The following is an 18,132-nucleotide window of genomic DNA, read 5'->3' as shown; positions in this document are numbered from 1 at the left end:
TCTTCGCCTAATGGCCGGGCCAGCTCTTGATCTGTTGCAAGATGGCGGCCTGGTTGCGCTCTAGCAGGCCTGCTCCGATGCGTAGGGCCACGTAGCTGATCCCCAACGTCCATACCAATACCAGTAGATAAACCGCGGCCTCGGTGATGATGGGGCCAAGGTAGATGTATGCAAGAACTGCTGGGACCATCAGCAAGCTACCGAGTGTGAATACGACCAGACCGCCAATAAACGTGGCCATTTGGTTTGCCGTGCCCTTGGTAGACATGGCTGATGTTCCCGGAGGTTGCACGCCAAATGCGCGGTATCCAGTTATGGCAGACATCAGGCTTGCGGTAAGCAGTCCCAGTGAGAACGAGGCGATGGTCAGCGCTAGCCAGGACATTCCGATTGGTAGTGCAATGGATGCCAGAACGCCGTTGAATATGGAAACCACGATTAGAGCGGGAAGTGATGCGAAGAGACGCCCGAAGCGGTCGGCTCGTCCGGTTACACCCGCGCTGACATGCATCCAGTAGGCGGTTGAGTCGTATGAGAGCAACATACCCGCAGTCTGACCGAAGATCAGGGGAGTGAATACGAATAAAAACCAGCCCGTGGACGCACCCGTTGGGCTTAGCGAAAAGCCGAGACCAAGAATCGGCATCATCAGCATGATGATGAGGGAGGGCGCTAGGCGCGCGTCACGCACCCACATGTGAAGGTTGCGGGCTGCCAGCGCAGCGGTGGGTGGGTTGAGGCCCAGTTTCAGCCAGAAGTTTAGAGACTTCAGCTGTTGGTCTAGGCCGGCAACAGTCTTGACCTCAGTGGCTACTAAAGTCGGATCCACTACGCTTTGCCCCGCGGCCACGGCCTGCTTGGTCGCATCGGTGAGTTCGTGTTTGCGCCCCACCATTTCGCCGCGAACCAGCGAGTGCCATCCAGCTCCTAGTACCGTAAAGATTGCTACCCCGTAAGCCACTTGCACGAGGGCGGGGATGAGCTCACCGCCTGCCAGAAGGTAGGGAATAGAAACGATGCCAGCGAATGGTGTCCATTTCGCGATGTTTGTCAAAGTGCCAATGTCGAGGTTCATTCCGCCTTCTGCAAAGGTCGACATGAAGTAGGAAAATCCCCACATGATTGCCACAAACAGGACTACGCCAACCATTTGCATGAGGTCGCGCCGGCCTTGAGAGGCCTCAACGCGGGCAGCAAACCAGAAGCTTATAAACCGCGATACGAGGGCAAGGGAGACCAGAGCAAACGGCATCAGCACGATGGATAGAACGCCGTAAAGTGGCTCATTTACCTTGAATAGTCCCGCGGTTCCGGCGACGAAAACGAGGAGTGTTATGAGGCCGGCCGGCCCTGCTACTGAGGCGTAAAGGAGCGCTCTAGACAAAGATCTGGTTGGCGCAACATAAGGGGCGAAGGACTTTGGCGCGGTTGTGGCATCTAGTCCCATACCAAATAGAGGAGCGCCTGCCCACGCTAGCGTGCTAGCGCTGGCCACCAGCAGGGCAACTTTGGTGAATGGGATTAAGAGGCTGGCATCAAGAATCAGTAGCGGCGCGATCAGCATGAAACCAAAGAATGCGCCAAAGTAGAGCGTAGCTAGGATAACGAGAACTAACTTCCACCATTTTTGGGTTAGGTTGTTCCACAAAGAGCGAAGTTTAAGGCCAATTATTGACGCAACCAATCGAGACCTCCTGTCTCCTTCACCCCACCTACGAGCTCGCGGAAGCGCTCGTCCAGGCTCTTACCAGCTGATACCTGCTCGGTGGTGCCGGCCGCTAGCACTTGACCGTGATTCAAAATCGCCACGTGGTCACACAGTTTTTCTACCGTGTCCATAACGTGCGAGGAGAGCACTACGGTGCCTCCGGCTTCTACGAATTCGGTTAGGAGGCTACGAATACCGGCCGCGGATATCGGGTCTACCGATTCAAACGGCTCGTCAAGTACAACGATTTTCGGGCCGTGTACGAGGGCGCAGGCCAGCGCAACTTTCTTCGTCATGCCCTGCGAATAGTCGGCTACAAGTTTCTTACCGGTGTTTTCAAGGCCGAGCGCTTCGAGTAGCTCTTTTGCCCGAGTGCGGGACGTGTCTTTATCGAGCCCGCGGAGCATTCCCATGTATTCCACCAGGGCGGCGCCGGAGAGGCGGTCGAACAGTCGGTATCCGTCGGGCAGAACGCCGAGCATGGCCTTGGCCTCTTCGGATTTATCCCAAATATCTACGCCGGAAATGTATGCGGTTCCAGCGTCTGGCACAAGCATGCCCGTAACCATAGAAAGGAACGTAGTTTTGCCTGCTCCGTTAGGGCCGACTAGGCCAAAGAAGGATCCGCGCGGGATGCCCAGGGTTAGGTTGCCAACCGCAATGGTATTCCCAAAAACCTTGGTCAGGCCGCGCGCGTCGATCGCGATGGGCGGTCCGTCAAAGCGGGTGCTGTGAATGCTTTGCGTAGGGCTCGTGGGAGCTTGTTGGTGAATGTTTTCGTTGCTCACGATTTCCTCTTAGTCGGGTACAAATCGGGTCGAAAATGTTAGGTAATGAAGCTGGCAGGCACGCGTGGTGTGCCCTACACGTTAAGCGTCGAATGCGAGTAGTAGCGGCTTCAACAGTAGTGAAAGCCTCTGCTCATCTTCTTCGCTGATTCCAACCAGCAGGTTACGTTCGTCGTCAAGTAGTGATTTGAGCGCGGAGTCCACGCGTTTGCGGCCCTCGACGGTTAGCGACACTAGGACGGCGCGCCGGTCCGACGGGGAAGGGGATCGTTCAACAAGCCCTTTTGCTTCCAGCCTGTCGATACGGTTGGTCATGGTTCCCGATGAGACGAGTAGTTCGTTCATGAGGACGCCCGGGGTGAGCGCGTATGGGCTACCAGACCTGCGTAGGGACGAGAGAACATCGAATTCCCAAGGCTCGAGGCCGTGCGAAAGAAACGCGTTTCGCCGCGCGAGGTCGAGGTGGCGGGCCAGTCGCGTGATGCGCGAGAAAACGAGCATGGGAGTGGAGTCGAGGTCGGGCCTCTCTTTTTGCCAAGAGCTGACGATGCGGTCAACCTCGTCGTCCGGAGTTGGGACGGGCATGCGTTTGTTTTCACTCACGCTTCAAAGATACTTGAAATCAAGACTCTTGTCTTCGTTGATTTTGAAGTTCACCTTAATCAGCGTCGCTAAGTAGCTGCGGATCGGGGTGCAGATTTCGTAGTCCGAGCCAGGTGAGGTTAACGATGTGGGAGGCCACGGTCTTCTTATCGGGGCTGCGCTCTTCTAGCCACCATTGACCAACTTGGGCGATTAGTCCAACCAGCATCTGCGCGTAGATTGGGGCGGCTTTAGCATTTAGTTTTGCCTCCTTGAAGCGGGCGGCAACAAGATGCTCAACCTTGTTTGCTACATCGCCGATGACGGAGGAGTAGTAGCCTTCGGATCGGTTTAGGGGAGCGTCTCGAACGAGCACGCGGAAGCCATCGGTGTGCTCGTCAATGTAGTCCAGGAGGGCAAGAGCGGTGTTCTCAACGATGCGACGCGGGTGCTCCGCCGAGTTAAGCGAGTTAGTGATAGTGGTGACAAGGAGCTGTACTTCCCGGTCCACGATCACGGCGTAGAGGCCTTCTTTGCCTCCAAAGTGTTCGTATACAACGGGTTTTGTTACCCCTGCTTTACTCGCGATTTCTTCTACTGTGGTGGCGTCAAAACCGCGGGCGGCAAAAACGGAACGTCCGGTTGCGATGAGTTGTTCACGGCGTTCGATTGCGCTCAGCCTGGTCCTTTTCGCAGCCACTTTATTTCCTCCGCCCTCGCGGGCATTTTAACTTCGATCACTGGCACCGGTTTCGTTTAGGTGCTCAGCTTTAAAGTATGGCACAATGACTTGTGGCTTTCCGCCCTAGTGTAACGGCAGCACACAGGCTTTTGGTGCCTTGAGGTCTGGGTTCGAATCCTAGGGGCGGAACGGTTGCTCTCACGCAAACGCGTGGGAGTTTTTCTTGTCTGCCCCGTTTCATCCCAAAAATTTATTGAGTCTGCCTAAATTTTCGCCTCGGCGCCTCTGTTCCTATTAAGATCGGAGGTGTTGGCGTAACTCTCGCGGTTTTACAAAACCAAAAGGATGGGAATGTGAGTAACCCGTTGGCTGTAATCGTCCTGGCGGCAGGTCAGGGCACGCGTATGAAGTCCAATACTCCAAAGGTTCTTCACCCAATGTGTGGGCGCCCGCTTTTGGGACACGCAATTGTTGCGGCAGAAGAATCCGGGGCGGCAAAACAGGTTGTGGTGATTCGTCACCAGCGTGATCGCGTGGCGCAGATGGTGCAGGATTTCGCGCCGGATGCTGTGATTGCAGATCAGGATGAGATTCCGGGTACGGGTCGCGCCGTTCAGTGCGGATTGGAAGAACTCGCGAAGCACGTGGATGAGCTCGCGGGAACTGTTTTCGTTACGTCCGCTGACGTACCCCTGCTTACTGGGCAGACGCTGCGCGAGCTGGGGAAGGCGCACGAGAGTGCGAAGAATGCGGTTACGGTTGTGACAACCGTTGTGGAAGACCCCACGGGTTATGGCCGGATTATTCGCGAAGAGGGTGCGGTTACGAAGATCGTGGAGCACCGCGACGCCTCGGAAGACGAACTAGCTGTGCGGGAAATTAACGCGGGAATCTACGCGTTTGATGCGGCTTTCCTCGCCGAGGTTCTACCTACGCTTGGGACGGATAATGACCAGGGTGAGGTTTATCTGACCGACACCATTGCAGCAGCTATTGCGCGGGGCCGCAGGTGTGGAGCTTTCATTCTTGAGGACGTGTGGCAGGCGCAGGGGTGTAATGACCGCGTTCAGCTATCCGAGCTTCGTGCGGAAATGAACCGGCGAATCCTCGAAGAACACATGCGCGGGGGCGTAACCGTGGTTGATCCAACCTCAACGTGGATTGATGTTGATGTAGAAATCGCGCCGGATGTGACGATTGAGCCGGGCTGCATCCTCGAAGGCAACACTTTTATTGATTCTTATTCTGAAATTGGCCCTCATACGACGCTACGTAATGTAGAAGTCGGTGAGGGCTCCATCATGCCGTACTGCTTTGCCTTCGACGCGTTGGTTGAAGCAGGCACTCTTCTACCCGCCTTCCAACAGCTGCAAAACCGCATTTAGGAGAAATTAAAGTGACTGGAATTATCACCACCGGTGAAAAGCGCCTGATCCTGGTGTCAGGGCGAGCCTACCCTGAGCTTGCGGCGGCTGTTGGCGAGGAGCTTCAAACGGGTGTTCTACCCACCACGGCATACGATTTTGCGAATGGTGAGATTTACGTGCGCTTCAACGAGTCTGTTCGTGGCTGTGACGCGTTTGTTATCCAGTCGCATACCGAGCCCATCAACAAGTGGGTTATGGAACAGCTGATTATGATTGATGCGCTCAAGCGTGCAAGCGCGAAGCGCATCACCGTTGTGGCACCGTTCTACCCGTATGGACGTCAAGACAAGAAGCACCTTGGTCGCGAGCCCATTTCGGCCCGCCTCATGTCCGATCTTTTCAAGGCTGCCGGTGCTGACCGCCTCATGTCGGTAGATTTACACGCGGCTCAGGCGCAGGGTTTCTTTGACGGTCCGGTCGATCACCTTTGGGCCATGCCAGTCCTCGTTGACTATGTCCGTACCCGCGTGGATCTGTCTAATGTTGCGGTGGTCTCTCCTGATGCTGGCCGTATTCGGGTTGCGGAGAAATGGTCGCAGAAGCTGGGTGGAGCTCCCCTTGCTTTCATTCATAAGACTCGCGACACCACTCGTCCAAACGTTGCGGTTGCAAACCGGGTTGTTGGTGACGTGGTGGGCCGCGAGTGCGTTTTGGTGGATGACCTCATTGATACGGGCGGCACGATTGCAGAGGCCGTGAAGGTTCTGCTTGCTTCGGGTGCTAAGGACGTGATTGTGGTTGCAACCCACGGCGTTCTCTCTGATCCGGCAACCCAGCGTCTTTCCGAATGCGGCGCTAGGGAAGTGGTTGTGACCAACACTCTTCCGATTGTCCCGTCCAAGCGGTTCGATAAACTAACCATCCTCTCCATTGCCCCGCTTCTTGCGCGCGCAATTCGTGAGGTATTCGACGATGGTTCGGTGACGTCGCTATTCGACGGAGTCGCATAATTTCGCTACACTATTGAAGTTGCCTCGGCGAGGGCTGGCGTTGCTGGCCGTTATCGACAGGGCGTTCGAAACGCATTGTTTCGCACCACCATCCGGGGTCACGTTCATTTTGAGAGATCCTAGGAGGATAAATGCCTGCTGATATTACGCGTATGGAAGCGAAGGTTCGCACCGAGTTTGGTAAGGGCGCTGCCCGTCGCGCACGCCGCGACGGCCTAGTTCCGGCCGTTGTTTACTCTGATTTTGTTGATCCGATCCACCTTGATCTACCTGGCCACGAGACGTTCCTTGTAGTTAAGGACAGCGCGAACGCTCTTGTTAACCTCGTGTTCGATGGCAATGAGCAGCTTGCTCTGGTTAAGGATATTCAGCGTCACCCGGTTCGTCGTGACATCCTGCATGTTGACATGTTTGCGGTTCGCCGCGATGAGATGGTTGAGGTTACTGTCCCGCTGATCGTCCACGGCGAAGTCAAGGACAACATGGTTGCTAACCAGGAGCACTTCGAGATCCTGGTCAAGGCTCCGGTTATTGCTATCCCGCAGAGCTTCGAGCTTTCCATTGAGGGCATGACCGAGGGCGATAGCCTTACGGTTGCTGCGCTAGAAATGCCTGAGGGCGTAACGCACGAGATGGATCCGGAAGAGGTTCTGGTTTCGATCGTTGCTGCTGAGGAAGTTCCGGAGCCTGAGGTTGCAGAGACTGAAGAGGGCGAAGCTGCTGAAGGCGAAGCTGAGGCAGAGGAAGAGGCTGCGGAAGAGGAGTAATCCTCGCCGAGTTAGCCACTTAGCTGTTGCGGATTGGGAGACGGGGTCTCCCAATCCGCTTTTTTATTCGGCTTGACGTGTGATGTGCGGATTCGGCTAGACAGGCCGCAAATATAACTGTTCGCTTACGATCATGAAGCAGAGTTCTGGGGGCCTTCTATATCGGTTATACTGTTACGTGCATACGAGCGGACCTTGCCAGATTGCGGGGGAGACTCGTCAAACTTCTAAAACCTTTCCACAGGAGGAACTGTGAAGAAAACGATTAAGGTATCTGCGGTTGCTGCTGCAGCAGCATTGATGCTGGCAGCTTGCGGTTCGGCCCCGGATCAAGGCGGTAACGAAGGCGCAAGCGGCGAGACCGGCGGCGCGCAGGGTGCAAGCAATGTCAAGGCTTGCATGGTTTCTGACGAGGGCGGCTTTGACGACAAGTCGTTTAACCAGTCGGGCTATGAAGGTTTGAAGCGCGCTGAGAAGGAACTCGGCGTTGAGGTGAAGACCGCTGAGTCGAACTCGGATGCTGATTTTGATCCGAACATCTCCACGATGGTGGATGAGGGCTGTGACCTGATCATCGGCGTTGGCTTCAAGATGGCCGCTCAGCTTGAGGCTAAGGCTGTTGAGCACCCGGACGTTAAGTTCGCTCTAGTTGACTCGACCTTCGAGAACCAGCCGGAGAACGCTCGCGCACTTGTGTTCAACACCGCTGAGGCCGGCTACCTCGCTGGCTACCTCGCATCGGGCATGACCCAGACCGGTAAGATCGGTACCTTCCTTGGCATGAAGATTCCTTCGACCGCTATCTTCGCTGATGGCTTCGAAGGCGGCATGATGAAGTACAACGAGGTCCACTCGACCGACGTGAAGCTTCTTGGCTGGGACATGGAGAGCCAGGAAGGCTCCTACACCGGTGACTTCTCTGATGTCGCTAAGGGTAAGAACACCGCTCAGCAGCTGATTAACCAGGGCGCTGACATTGTCATGCCAGTAGCTGGTCCGGTTGGCGCTGGCGCGCTCACCGCTGCTTCCGAATCTGACGGCGTTTCCGTCATCTGGGTTGACGCTGACGGTTACCTCACCCAGCCGGAACAGGGCCAGTACATCCTCACCTCGGTGATGAAGGAGATCGGCCAGGCAGTGTTCGACACGATCAAGTCTGTTGCTGATGGCAACTGGACTTCGGAGCAGTACGTTGGCGATCTCGAGAACGGCGGCGTTTCGATCGCACCGTTCCACGACTTCGATTCGAAGGTTCCTGCAGAGCTCAAGGACGAGGTTGAGCAGATTAAGCAGGACATCATCTCTGGCAAGATCAAGGTTGAGACCAAGAACCAGCCGTAATTTACAGAGCTGACCAATACAAGTAGGTAAGGCCCGGGCGCCCTTCTCGGCATCCGGGCCTTACCTGGCTTTATGGGCGCTTTGAAACGAAGGAAAACATTGTGAAACTCGAACTTCGAGGCATCACCAAGGTTTTCGGTCCGCTCGTCGCTAACGACAACATAAACATCACCGTCGAGCCTGGGGAGATTCACGCTCTTCTTGGTGAAAATGGTGCGGGCAAGTCAACTTTGATGAATGTCCTTTATGGTCTCTACCAGCCAGATGGCGGTGAGATCCTGATTGATGATAAGCCGGTTCATTTCAGCGGCCCCGGAGATGCGGTCGCAGCTGGCATTGGTATGGTGCACCAGCACTTTATGCTGGTCCCTGTTTTTACAGTGGCGGAATCCGTAGCCCTCGGTTACGAGCCCACTGGAGCGCTTGGCGTTATAAATAAGACCAAGGCACGCAAACTGGTTAACGAGCTCTCGGCTCGTTTCGGTTTTGATATCGACCCGGATGCGCGTATTGAAGATCTCTCAGTTGGCGCGCAGCAGCGCGTGGAGATCATTAAGGCGCTGTCGCGCGAGGCCAAGGTTCTGATTTTGGATGAGCCCACCGCAGTGCTCACGCCGCAAGAAACCGATGAGCTCATGGACATCATGGTTCAGCTCAAGGAATCGGGCACTTCAATCGTGTTCATTACCCACAAGCTACGTGAGGTGCGAGCGGTTGCAGACCGAATCACGGTGATTAGGCGCGGCAAGGTTGTTGGTGAGGCATCCCCGCAGTCCACGGAAACCGAATTGGCCTCCCAGATGGTTGGCCGCCCCGTGAAGCTTGATGTTGATAAGAACGAGGCAAAGCTGGGCGAAGTGGGACTATCCGTTTCGGACCTGTCGGTTGTAAGCGAAGAGGGGAACATCCTGCTCGACCGGGTAAGCCTGGACGTTCACAAGGGCGAAATCGTCTGTGTAGCGGGCGTGCAGGGCAACGGCCAAACTGAGCTTGCCAAAGCGATCCTCGGTGATATTGAGCCAAACTCTGGCTCCATTAAGATCAGCGGTGAAGATCTTGCCGCATTCACCATCAAGGAACGTTTGCAGAAGAAGGGCCTTGGATACGTCCCGGAAGACCGGTCAACAAACGGCATGATCGCCTCGTTCTCGATAGCAGAGAACATGATCCTAGACGTTTACGATCGGGCACCTTTTGCCAAGGGCATCAATATGTTGCCCGCGGTGGTGGAAAAACACGCGGAGAAACTACGCGACATGTTTGACGTTCGCGTGACATCAATCCACGATCCGATTTCTACGCTTTCTGGCGGTAACGCGCAGAAGGCTATCTTGGCGCGTGAACTTTCGCGCGATCTAGAGGCCCTCGTGGCGTCACAACCCACTCGTGGCCTCGACGTTGGTTCCATCGAGTTTGTGTACGAACGCATCGTGCAAGAGCGCGACAACGACACCGCTGTCTTGGTGATTTCTACAGAGCTTGACGAGGTGGATGCGCTTGCTGATCGTATCGCGGTTATGTACCGCGGCAAGATCGTGGGCATTGTTCCGGCGGGTACGCCGCGTTCTGTGCTCGGCCTCATGATGGCTGGTGTGCCTCTTGAAGAGGCGCAGGCGCAGGCTCATACAACGAAGATTGAGGAGGCTGGCGAATGAGTCAGGAAACAAATCCGCAGCCGACTAACCAGAAACTGCCTGGTGAGATCCACGGGCAAGAGCGCGAAGTTGAAAAGCCGGCAGAAAAGAAGGCGGAATCTGACAAGGTTCCTTTCGGTAGCCGGCTGACGCAGCGCCTGTTCTCGATCAATACGGCCGTGATTCTAGGTGCTATTGCTGTTGCACTGGTGCTTGGCGCGTTGATTGTTGTGATCTTCAACGAGGACGTCCAAACCGCTGCCGGTTATCTTTTTGCGCAGCCGTCGGACTTCTTCCAAGCGGCTGGATCCACGTTCCAAAGCTTCTTCTCGTCGCTGTTTAGAGGTTCTATCTACAACTATCAGGCAGATTCCTTCGCGGTTGGTATCAAACCTCTTCTTGAGACGCTAACTCGTTCGGTTCCACTGATCATTGCCGGTCTTGCAATCGCGGTTTCGTTCCGCGCGGGCCTGTTCAACATCGGTGTGCAGGGCCAGCTGATCATGGGTGCTTTTGTGGGCACAGTAGTGGGCATGCACCTGCACCTTCCGATTGTCCTGCACCTCATTGTTGCGATCGTGTGCGCTGTTTTGGGTGGTGCTCTGTGGGGCGCTATCCCGGGCTTCTTGAAGGCAAAGGTCGGCGCAAATGAAGTTATCGTGACCATCATGTTGAACTCTATTGCTCTACTGTTCCTCTCGTGGACGCTGAGCCAGGAGTTCATGAAGGGTGATGGTTCGGCAGGTAAGTCAATGTACGTTGCCGACACGGCCACGTACCCGAGCTTACTTGGCTCAAACTACCGTCTTGACCTTTCATTCATTATCGCGATCCTGGCTGCCGTCTTCGTATGGTGGCTGTTGGAACGCTCCACGTTTGGTTTCGAACTTCGCGCCGCTGGTGCAAACCCGCACGCAGCGCGTACGGCCGGTATTTCCGTTCCGCGCGTCATCTTCTTGACGCTTGTGATCTCGGGTGGTCTCGCCGGTCTTGCCGGTACAGCTCCCGTGTTGGGCACCGAGAAGTTCCTTACCAGCGCTACAGCCGGATCATACGGATTCGACGCAATCACGGTTGCGTTGCTTGGTAAATCAACGCCGCTCGGCACCGTCCTCGCCGGCATCCTGTTTGGCGCACTCGCTGCAGGCGGCTCCACCATGCAGGCAGCCGCTGGAATTCCTGTGGACATTGTTCAGGTCACGCAGGCGATCATCGTTTTGTTGATTGCGGCATCTGAAGCAGTTCAGTACTACCGCAATAAGCGAAAGGTGGCTGCGCGCGCCTCGGCTGGAGCTAAGAAGGAGGCCGCAAAGTGAGCACTGAAAACGTAGTTCAGCATAAGAAGGCAGGCGATGACATTCGCCTGAAGATGCAGTTGCGCGACCCGATCGCAGCAACCGTAATGGCAGTCCTCACGGTACTCATCGCGTTCACCACCAGGGGAAACTCAACGGTCTCGTGGGCGGGTGCAACCTCGTGGTTCACCATTCCGGATACCACTTTGCCAGCCGGTCTGACCTCGTGGATCATGGTGCTAATCGCGGTACCCGTAACTGGATACATCTGGTATCTGGCTAAGGAACGCAAGCACGTAAACGGCTGGCTACTGGTAGCCGTGGCCGTACCGTTCGTGATCGCATTCTTGCTCTCCACCATTGCGGGCAAGGACGCACACCTGCCGGCCGTGTCACTGCTGACCGGCGCTCTAGCGTTTGCTACGCCGCTCGTATTCGGTGCGCTATCTGGTGTAGTCAACGAACGTTCCGGCGTTATTAACATTGCGATTGAAGGTCAGCTGCTATTCGGTGCTTTCCTTGGCGCGGTTGTGGCTTCCGTCGCGGGTAATCCGTACTTCGGCCTCATTGGCGCGCCAATCGCGGGCGCTTTAGTTGCCGTGCTACTTGCACTGTTCACTATCAACTTCCGCACCGATCACATCATTGTGGGTGTTGTGCTGAACATGCTGGTGGTTGGTCTAACCTCGTTCCTTTACTCCACGGTACTGAAGTACAACGCGGAGACTTTGAACTCGGTTAACCGTCTGCCGAACTTGAAGATCCCCGTACTTGCGGACATTCCGGTAATCGGCCCGATCCTGTTCAACCAGTCGATCCTCGTGTACCTGATGTTCCTCACGGTAATCATCCTGCAGTTCATGGTCTTCAACTCCCGTTGGGGACTGCGCATGAGGGCTTGTGGTGAACATCCGCGTGCCGCGGATACCGTGGGTATCAAGGTAAACCGTACGCGTTGGATGAACGTGTTGCTGGGCGGCGCTCTTGCCGGCCTGGGTGGCGCATTCTTCACGATCGGTCAGGGCCTCGCGTTCTCGAAGGACATGGCTGCCGGCAACGGCTTTATCGCCCTTGCGGCGATGATCCTTGGCCGTTGGAACCCGAAGGGCGCATTCGGTGCGGCCCTCCTGTTCGGCTTTGCCACGAACCTTGGTGCCATCATGCAGGCAGTTGGCTCAAATGTTCCATCCGAGTTCTTGCTGATGATCCCGTACGTGATTACGATCCTCGCGGTTGCTGGCTTCGTCGGAGTAGTCCGCGCTCCTGCTGCAGAAGGTAAACCGTACCCGTAAACCGGAATCAATTTGCCGTTAGCCCCCAAAATTTTGGGGGCTAACGGAGCACCCTAAGGAAAACCATGACTGAGATTACTGATGAAGTCTGGACCAAGCTGTATGAAGCGGCAGTAGCTGCGAACAAAAGAGCTTACGCTCCCTACTCGAACTACCGGGTTGGCGCTGCCGCGCTCGTAGATGACGGGCGCATTGTTACCGGTTGCAACGTGGAGAATGCGGGCCTAGGAGTCACACTATGCGCTGAATGCGGGGTGATTTCCGACCTCATTAATGGAGGTGGAGGCCGCCTCGTAGCGTTCACGTGCGTCAACCAGGATGGTGACTATATCGTGCCGTGTGGCCGGTGCCGGCAAATCTTGTACGAGCACGGAGGCAAGCAGCTTCTTATGAAGATGCCGAGGGGCATTCAGACAATGGCCGAGGTCCTTCCGGACGCGTTCGGCCCAGACGACCTCGACGAAGTTGAAAGGTCATAACATGAAGAAAACTTTTGACGCTGTAGACGTTATTCGTCACAAGCGTGACGGTGGGGAACTAACCCCCGAAGAAATCGATTGGATCATCGATGCGTACACTCGCGGTGACGTGGGTGAAGAGCAGATGGCTGCCATGGCGATGGCGATCTTCCTAAACGGAATGACGCGCGCCGAGATTGGGCGTTGGACGCTCGCAATGATCAATTCCGGTGAGCGTATGGACTTCAGCTCGCTTCCGCGCCGCACCGCAGATAAGCACTCTACGGGCGGTGTCGGAGACAAGATCACGCTTCCGCTTGCACCGCTGGTTGCCGCATTTGACGTGGCTGTCCCGCAGCTTTCTGGGCGCGGACTCGGGCACACTGGCGGCACTCTCGACAAACTAGAGTCGATTCCCGGTTGGAGGGCAAACCTATCCAACCAGGAAGTCATCGACATGCTGGCCGGGCCGGGATGCGTAATCTGTGCAGCTGGTTCAGGCCTTGCTCCCGCAGATAAGAAGCTGTACGCGCTTCGCGACATTACGTCCACCGTGGATTGCATTCCGCTTATTTCCAGTTCGATCATGTCGAAGAAGATCGCGGAGGGTACCGACTCACTCGTGTTGGACGTGAAAGTCGGCTCGGGTGCGTTCATGAAGGATCTTGACAAGGCGCGTGAGCTTGCCCGCACAATGGTTGATCTTGGCACCGATCATGGCGTTAAGACCTCCGCGCTCCTTACCGATATGTCCACTCCGCTTGGTCTTACGGTTGGTAATGCCCTCGAAGTGCGTGAGTCCGTTGAGGTTCTTGCGGGCGGTGGTCCGGAGGATGTTGTTGAGCTGACCGTTGAACTTGCTCGCGAGATGCTCACCGCTGCTGGAAAGCCTGATGCGGATATTGAGGCCGCTTTGAAGGATGGGCGCGCAATGGACCGCTGGAGGGAAATGATCACCGCTCAGGGTGGCGATCCGGATGCTCCACTCCCGGTTGCAAAGGACACGCACGATGTTGTTGCCGAGCGAGATGGGTACCTAACCCGCCTCGATGCGCTTTCAGTTGGCGTGGCTTCCTGGCGTCTTGGCGCGGGTCGCGCTCGCGCTGGCGAGGAGGTTCAGGCCGTTGCAGGCATCGAGCTTCACGCAAAGCCGGGTGACAAGGTGGTTAAGGGCCAGCCGCTCATGACGTTGCACACGGCAACGCCACAGCGTTTTGAGCGCGCACTGCAGACGTTGGAAGGCGGCTACGACATCGGTGATGAGAAGCCGGCTGAGCGCGCCTCGGTAGTGCTTGATCGGATTAGCTAACCGATGCATAGGCAGGCTACGGATACGACGTGTGGCATTGCGGCCGCCCTCCAGGTGGCTTCAAAACATGTGCCTTCCGTCAAGAAGTATGCGGATATGAACGCGGCTGAGGCAGCTTTGCAACAGGAACGCGTTCACCGCATCGCCTCACGCATGGGAATGCCCTGGCCAAGAAGTTTGGGCACTTCTCCGTGGGCGATGACGGGCCTGCTGAGCCGTGCTACGGGCCTAAAGTATCGGCGATACGCATGGATACCAGGCATTGAAGACCTGGCGTTGTCTGCCCTTAAACGGGGCGAGGACGTCGCATTCTTCACGGGCGGGGGAACACTGAAGGTTAAGAAACCGTGGTGTTTTGCAGATGTGATTCCTCGCCACGTGATTACCGCCTCTATAAGGGGCAATCAGATAGAGATTTTTGAGCCCGCTGAGGGCAGATATTGGACGATGGAGTGGAGCGATTTTGTTGCTCGCTCCCGCTCTTGCACACGCGAGCGCGCGTTTGGTAATTGGCAGCGCGTTCTCGTTGCTGTGATACCGGAAGGAATGTAAAGAATATGAAGCGTGCAGAACTTGCAAAAATGATCGATCACACCCTGTTAAAGCCCGAGTCGACCGCGAAGGACGTCGAGGCATTGATTGAGGAAGGTGCGCAGCTGGGCACTTTCTCGGTCTGCGTCTCGCCAAACCAGTTACCGATTGAGGTTCCCGAGGGCCTAAAGGTTGCCGTGGTTTGCGGTTTCCCATCGGGCGCGCACATGCCTGAGGTCAAGGCCGCGGAGGCTCGCCAGTCGGTTCAGCTGGGTGCGCAGGAGATCGACATGGTTGTGAACTTGAAGCTCGTTAAGGAAGGCAAGTTTGACGAGGTAGAGGCCGACATCCGCGCTGTTCGCGAAGCCAGCGAGGGCGCGCTGTTGAAGGTAATCATCGAGTCCGCCGCACTGACGGATGAGGAGATCGTGGCTTGCTGCAAGGCCTCCGAGGCTGCGGGCGCTGACTACGTGAAGACCTCCACGGGCTTCCACCCGGCCGGTGGAGCCTCGGTCCACGCTGTGAAGCTGATGCGCGATACCGTGGGCGATCGCCTGGGCGTTAAGGCTTCGGGTGGTATCCGCGATACCAAGACCGCGCTGGAGATGGTCGCGGCCGGTGCTTCCCGCCTTGGCTTGTCTTCATCGAAGGCAATCCTCGCGGGCATGGATGACTAATCTGAGCTAACAAGAGTTTTGGGCCGGGCATTTGTAATGCCCGGCCCAATCTTGTGCGCATCTACTGGCGTTTAGTTGCTAAATGCCGAGCGCGTCGCGCATGTCTTTCTTCATGAGTTCAAGACGGCGATCGGCTTCGTCTCGAATATCATCCATGCTGGCACCCTCGGGAACCGCAACAATGGTTTCGAGGTAGCACTTGAGCTTTGGTTCCGTGCCGGATGGGCGGGCCACAACGCGGTCGCCGCGCTCGGATAGGAACACGAGGCCGTTTGTAGGTGGAAGCTCCGGGGATCCTTCCGACAGGTCGGTCACGGACGCCAACGGGGAGCCGGCAAGCTCCTTGAGACTACCTCCGCGCAGGTTCTCCATGCCCTTCGGAATGAGGGAGAGGTCCGAGACGCGGATGGACAGGGGAGCGGTTGCGTAAAGACCGTGGCGGCGTGCGAGGTCGTTCAGCGCCTGCAGTAGCGACGAGCCTGCCGCCTTGCGCTCAGCTGCCATCTGGGCGAGCTCCAGGCATGCGGTGATACCGTCTTTGTCGCGAACAAAGCCGGGGTCAACGCAGTAACCCAGAGCCTCCTCGTAGCCAAATACAACACCGGGCACGCGCGAGATCCACTTGAAGCCGGTCAGTGTCGCCTTGTAGGCAACGTTGTAGTGCGCGGCAATTTGGGACAGCAGGCGGGAAGACACGATGGAGTTGGCCACCACCGCGTCGGTTCCGGCGTGCTCGCGAACTGCTTTTTCTCCCAGCAGGGTGCCTACCTCGTCACCGGCCAGCTGGCGCCAGCCGCCTTCGGCACGCGGATCCTTGATGGCGGCCGACATGCGGTCAGCATCCGGATCATTGGCGAGGATGAGGTCAGCATCAACCTTGCGTGCGAGTTCGTAGGACAGGTCCAGGGCGCCGGGTTCCTCCGGGTTCGGGAACGCAACGGTGGGGAAGTCGGGATCTGGATCATGCTGTTCTTTGACGATGTGCACGTCCTCGAAACCGGCCCGGTGAAGAGCCTCGAGGCAGGTGTCGCCACCCACGCCGTGCATGGAGGTCAGGACGATCCGCAGGTCTTTTGCCCCTGTGGGGACTAGCGATGCGGCCCGAGTCAGGTACTCGTTCAGGATGTCCTTGCTCAGGGTTTCCCAACCGTCTTCGGCAATCGGCACTGCCTTGATCGACTTTACGGCCTTGATCTGGTCAAAAATTTGCGTGTCGAAGGGAGGCACGATCTGCGCGCCTTGGCCTGAATCATTGACAGCGCGTCCGCCCAGGTACACCTTGTAGCCGTTGTCTTGGGGTGGGTTGTGTGATGCCGTGACCATGACGGCTGCGTCCGCATTCAGGTGGCGGAGCGCAAATGCGGTGACGGGCGTGGGCAGGTGCTGGTCGAACAGGTAGACCTTCCCGCCGGCCGCAGTGGCGATGCCGGCCGTGTCTTTTGCGAACTGGTCGGATTGGTAGCGGGCGTCGTAGCCCACAACCAGGGTGAAGTCGTCTCCAACTTTTTCTTTGAGGAAGGCGACGAGGCCGGCAGCCGCGCGGATAACGACTGCGCGGTTCATGCGGTTGGGGCCGGCCCCAAGTTTGCCGCGCAGACCAGCCGTGCCGAATTCGAGGGTGCCGTCGAAGCGGTCGGTCAGCTCAGCTTCAGCTTCGCCGCTTCCTTCTCCGCCGGCTTTGTAGGCGGCGAGGAGGGCCTCTATTTCGGCTCTCGATTTCTCGTCCGGATCGTCGTCGATCCACTGTTGGATTAGGCGTTCATTGAATGTCGCCATGGGTTTCCTTCCGGTAACAGCGCATGCGCTGGGGCGCCCGGTCGGGCGCTATTAAAGGTTGCGGACAATGTTGGCAAGCAGGTCCGAGATGCGCGGGCCTGCGGCTTGTCCGGCTTGGATTACTTCCTCGTGTGACAGGGGAGTTTTTGAGATGCCTGCCGCCGGGTTAGTAACGAGGGAAATGCCGAGTACTTCCATCCCCGCCTCGCGCGCGGCGATAGCTTCAAGGGTGGTAGACATTCCAACCAGGTCGGCGCCTAGAACCTTCGCCATTTGCACTTCCGCGGGGGTTTCGTAGTGGGGCCCGCGGAACTGGCAGTAGACGCCTTCGGGAATGGTCGGGTCAATTTCGTGCGCGAGGTCGCGAAGCCTTTGCGAGTACAGGTCGGTCAGGTCAACGAACGTTGCGCCTTCGAGGGGTGAGGCCGCCGTGAGGTTAATGTGGTCGCTGATGAGGACGGGCTGGCCCGGTGTCCATTCGGGATGCAGGCCGCCACACCCGTTGGTGAGTACCACGATTTTCGCGCCGGTTGCCGCGGCGGTGCGGATACCGTGGGCCACGGCGCGTACGCCGCGTCCTTCGTAGTAGTGCGTGCGTGATCCGAGGACTAGGGCGTGCTTGCCGCTGGGAAGTTCGATGGAGCGGGTTAGTCCCACGTGGCCTTCAACTGCTGGCTTGGAAAAGCCGGGAACTTCGTGGGCAGGAATCTCGGCTACGGTTTTGCCGATAAGTTCGGCTGCTCCGCCCCATCCGGATCCGAGGACAAGGGCGATGTCGTGCTGCTTTACGCCGGTGCGATCCGCGATATATTTCGCTGCTTCTTCAGCTTTTCCAAAAGGGTCATTAACGTCTAGTTCATTGTTTTGGTTGGTTTCATTCATAACCATCTATTTTACTGGAAAATTGTGATGGTG

Annotated in this window: 17 protein-coding genes and 1 tRNA gene; 12 read left to right on the top strand and 6 right to left on the bottom strand. The window is 56.8% G+C overall.

From position 1 onward, the window contains the following. Nucleotides 1-7: 7 nt before the first annotated feature. From HMPREF2854_RS01235 to HMPREF2854_RS01220, 4 genes are all read right to left on the bottom strand, one after another. Nucleotides 8-1,684 (bottom strand): hypothetical protein, encoded by a 1,677-nt coding sequence (locus tag HMPREF2854_RS01235; protein WP_070617980.1) that lies wholly within the window; start codon nucleotides 1,682-1,684, stop codon nucleotides 8-10. Then, nucleotides 1,669-2,496 (bottom strand): ABC transporter ATP-binding protein, encoded by an 828-nt coding sequence (locus HMPREF2854_RS01230; protein ID WP_083309309.1) that lies wholly within the window; start codon nucleotides 2,494-2,496, stop codon nucleotides 1,669-1,671. Before HMPREF2854_RS01230 ends, HMPREF2854_RS01235 begins: the two co-directional genes overlap by 16 nt. A gap of 81 nt (nucleotides 2,497-2,577) precedes the next feature. Continuing rightward, on the bottom strand, nucleotides 2,578-3,099 hold the full coding sequence (locus tag HMPREF2854_RS01225) for a MarR family winged helix-turn-helix transcriptional regulator (RefSeq protein ID WP_370870620.1): 522 nt from the start codon (nucleotides 3,097-3,099) through the stop codon (nucleotides 2,578-2,580). 55 nt (nucleotides 3,100-3,154) lie between these two features. Then, nucleotides 3,155-3,778 carry a TetR/AcrR family transcriptional regulator gene (locus tag HMPREF2854_RS01220; protein WP_034506792.1) on the bottom strand — a complete coding sequence of 208 codons (624 nt, stop codon included), beginning with the start codon at nucleotides 3,776-3,778 and terminating at the stop codon, nucleotides 3,155-3,157. Nucleotides 3,779-3,877: 99 nt separating this feature from the next. On the opposite strand from HMPREF2854_RS01220, the gene HMPREF2854_RS01215 reads away from it, so the two are divergent. From HMPREF2854_RS01215 to deoC, 12 genes are all read left to right on the top strand, one after another. Next, nucleotides 3,878-3,949: transfer RNA gene (locus tag HMPREF2854_RS01215), tRNA-Gln, on the top strand. A gap of 164 nt (nucleotides 3,950-4,113) precedes the next feature. Continuing rightward, nucleotides 4,114-5,145 carry a bifunctional UDP-N-acetylglucosamine diphosphorylase/glucosamine-1-phosphate N-acetyltransferase GlmU gene (locus HMPREF2854_RS01210; RefSeq protein WP_070617977.1) on the top strand — a complete coding sequence of 344 codons (1,032 nt, stop codon included), beginning with the start codon at nucleotides 4,114-4,116 and terminating at the stop codon, nucleotides 5,143-5,145. Between the two features lie 11 nt (nucleotides 5,146-5,156). Beyond that, entirely contained in the window at nucleotides 5,157-6,137 is a 981-nt protein-coding gene (locus HMPREF2854_RS01205; protein ID WP_034506786.1) for a ribose-phosphate diphosphokinase, read from the top strand. Nucleotides 6,138-6,268: 131 nt separating this feature from the next. Continuing rightward, nucleotides 6,269-6,904: a 50S ribosomal protein L25/general stress protein Ctc gene (locus tag HMPREF2854_RS01200; RefSeq protein ID WP_070617974.1), complete on the top strand. Its 636-nt coding sequence runs from the start codon at nucleotides 6,269-6,271 to the stop codon at nucleotides 6,902-6,904. Between the two features lie 252 nt (nucleotides 6,905-7,156). Next, nucleotides 7,157-8,245, top strand: a complete 1,089-nt coding sequence (locus tag HMPREF2854_RS01195; RefSeq protein WP_070617971.1) for a BMP family lipoprotein — start codon at nucleotides 7,157-7,159, stop codon at nucleotides 8,243-8,245. A gap of 101 nt (nucleotides 8,246-8,346) precedes the next feature. Further along, complete coding sequence (locus tag HMPREF2854_RS01190; RefSeq protein WP_070617968.1) at nucleotides 8,347-9,900, top strand: ABC transporter ATP-binding protein; 1,554 nt, start codon at nucleotides 8,347-8,349, stop codon at nucleotides 9,898-9,900. Next, entirely contained in the window at nucleotides 9,897-11,195 is a 1,299-nt protein-coding gene (locus tag HMPREF2854_RS01185; protein WP_070617965.1) for an ABC transporter permease, read from the top strand. The genes HMPREF2854_RS01190 and HMPREF2854_RS01185 overlap by 4 nt, the downstream gene beginning before the upstream one ends. Continuing rightward, the gene (locus tag HMPREF2854_RS01180) at nucleotides 11,192-12,466 is read left to right on the top strand and encodes an ABC transporter permease (protein ID WP_070617962.1); all 1,275 of its coding nucleotides are present in this window, start codon (nucleotides 11,192-11,194) and stop codon (nucleotides 12,464-12,466) included. Before HMPREF2854_RS01185 ends, HMPREF2854_RS01180 begins: the two co-directional genes overlap by 4 nt. A 65-nt stretch (nucleotides 12,467-12,531) precedes the next feature. Next, a complete protein-coding gene (locus HMPREF2854_RS01175; protein WP_070617959.1) occupies nucleotides 12,532-12,945 on the top strand; it encodes a cytidine deaminase in 414 nt (137 codons plus the stop codon). Between the two features lies 1 nt (nucleotide 12,946). Further along, nucleotides 12,947-14,233: a thymidine phosphorylase gene (locus tag HMPREF2854_RS01170; RefSeq protein WP_070617957.1), complete on the top strand. Its 1,287-nt coding sequence runs from the start codon at nucleotides 12,947-12,949 to the stop codon at nucleotides 14,231-14,233. Nucleotides 14,234-14,236: 3 nt separating this feature from the next. Continuing rightward, nucleotides 14,237-14,785, top strand: a complete 549-nt coding sequence (locus HMPREF2854_RS01165) for a hypothetical protein (protein WP_070617953.1) — start codon at nucleotides 14,237-14,239, stop codon at nucleotides 14,783-14,785. 5 nt (nucleotides 14,786-14,790) lie between these two features. Then, nucleotides 14,791-15,441, top strand: coding sequence for a deoxyribose-phosphate aldolase (deoC, locus tag HMPREF2854_RS01160; protein ID WP_070617951.1), 651 nt, complete (start codon nucleotides 14,791-14,793; stop codon nucleotides 15,439-15,441). Nucleotides 15,442-15,519: 78 nt separating this feature from the next. On the opposite strand, the gene HMPREF2854_RS01155 is transcribed toward deoC, so the two are convergent. Both HMPREF2854_RS01155 and HMPREF2854_RS01150 read right to left on the bottom strand, forming a co-directional pair. Continuing rightward, the gene (locus HMPREF2854_RS01155; RefSeq protein ID WP_070617948.1) at nucleotides 15,520-17,217 is read right to left on the bottom strand and encodes a phospho-sugar mutase; all 1,698 of its coding nucleotides are present in this window, start codon (nucleotides 17,215-17,217) and stop codon (nucleotides 15,520-15,522) included. Nucleotides 17,218-17,268: 51 nt separating this feature from the next. Continuing rightward, nucleotides 17,269-18,099, bottom strand: coding sequence for a purine-nucleoside phosphorylase (locus HMPREF2854_RS01150; RefSeq protein ID WP_070619450.1), 831 nt, complete (start codon nucleotides 18,097-18,099; stop codon nucleotides 17,269-17,271). Nucleotides 18,100-18,132: the final 33 nt, after the last annotated feature.

The organism is Actinomyces sp. HMSC075B09, from assembly GCF_001812395.1.
In the GTDB taxonomy this organism is placed as follows: domain Bacteria; phylum Actinomycetota; class Actinomycetes; order Actinomycetales; family Actinomycetaceae; genus Gleimia; species Gleimia europaea.
The sequence above is the reverse complement of the archived record's forward strand: the minus strand, read 5'-3'. Positions and strand labels throughout refer to the sequence as shown.

Bases quoted from the DNA above. Each gene is read 5' to 3' on its own strand.
- HMPREF2854_RS01200 (WP_070617974.1), top strand. From the start codon at position 6,269: ATGCCTGCTGATATTACGCGTATGGAAGCGAAGGTTCGCACCGAGTTT.
- HMPREF2854_RS01185 (WP_070617965.1), top strand. From the start codon at position 9,897: ATGAGTCAGGAAACAAATCCGCAGCCGACTAACCAGAAACTGCCTGGT.
- HMPREF2854_RS01175 (WP_070617959.1), top strand. From the start codon at position 12,532: ATGACTGAGATTACTGATGAAGTCTGGACCAAGCTGTATGAAGCGGCA.
- HMPREF2854_RS01170 (WP_070617957.1), top strand. From the start codon at position 12,947: ATGAAGAAAACTTTTGACGCTGTAGACGTTATTCGTCACAAGCGTGAC.
- HMPREF2854_RS01165 (WP_070617953.1), top strand. From the start codon at position 14,237: ATGCATAGGCAGGCTACGGATACGACGTGTGGCATTGCGGCCGCCCTC.
- deoC (WP_070617951.1), top strand. From the start codon at position 14,791: ATGAAGCGTGCAGAACTTGCAAAAATGATCGATCACACCCTGTTAAAG.
- HMPREF2854_RS01155 (WP_070617948.1), bottom strand. From the start codon at position 17,217: ATGGCGACATTCAATGAACGCCTAATCCAACAGTGGATCGACGACGAT.
- HMPREF2854_RS01150 (WP_070619450.1), bottom strand. From the start codon at position 18,099: ATGAATGAAACCAACCAAAACAATGAACTAGACGTTAATGACCCTTTT.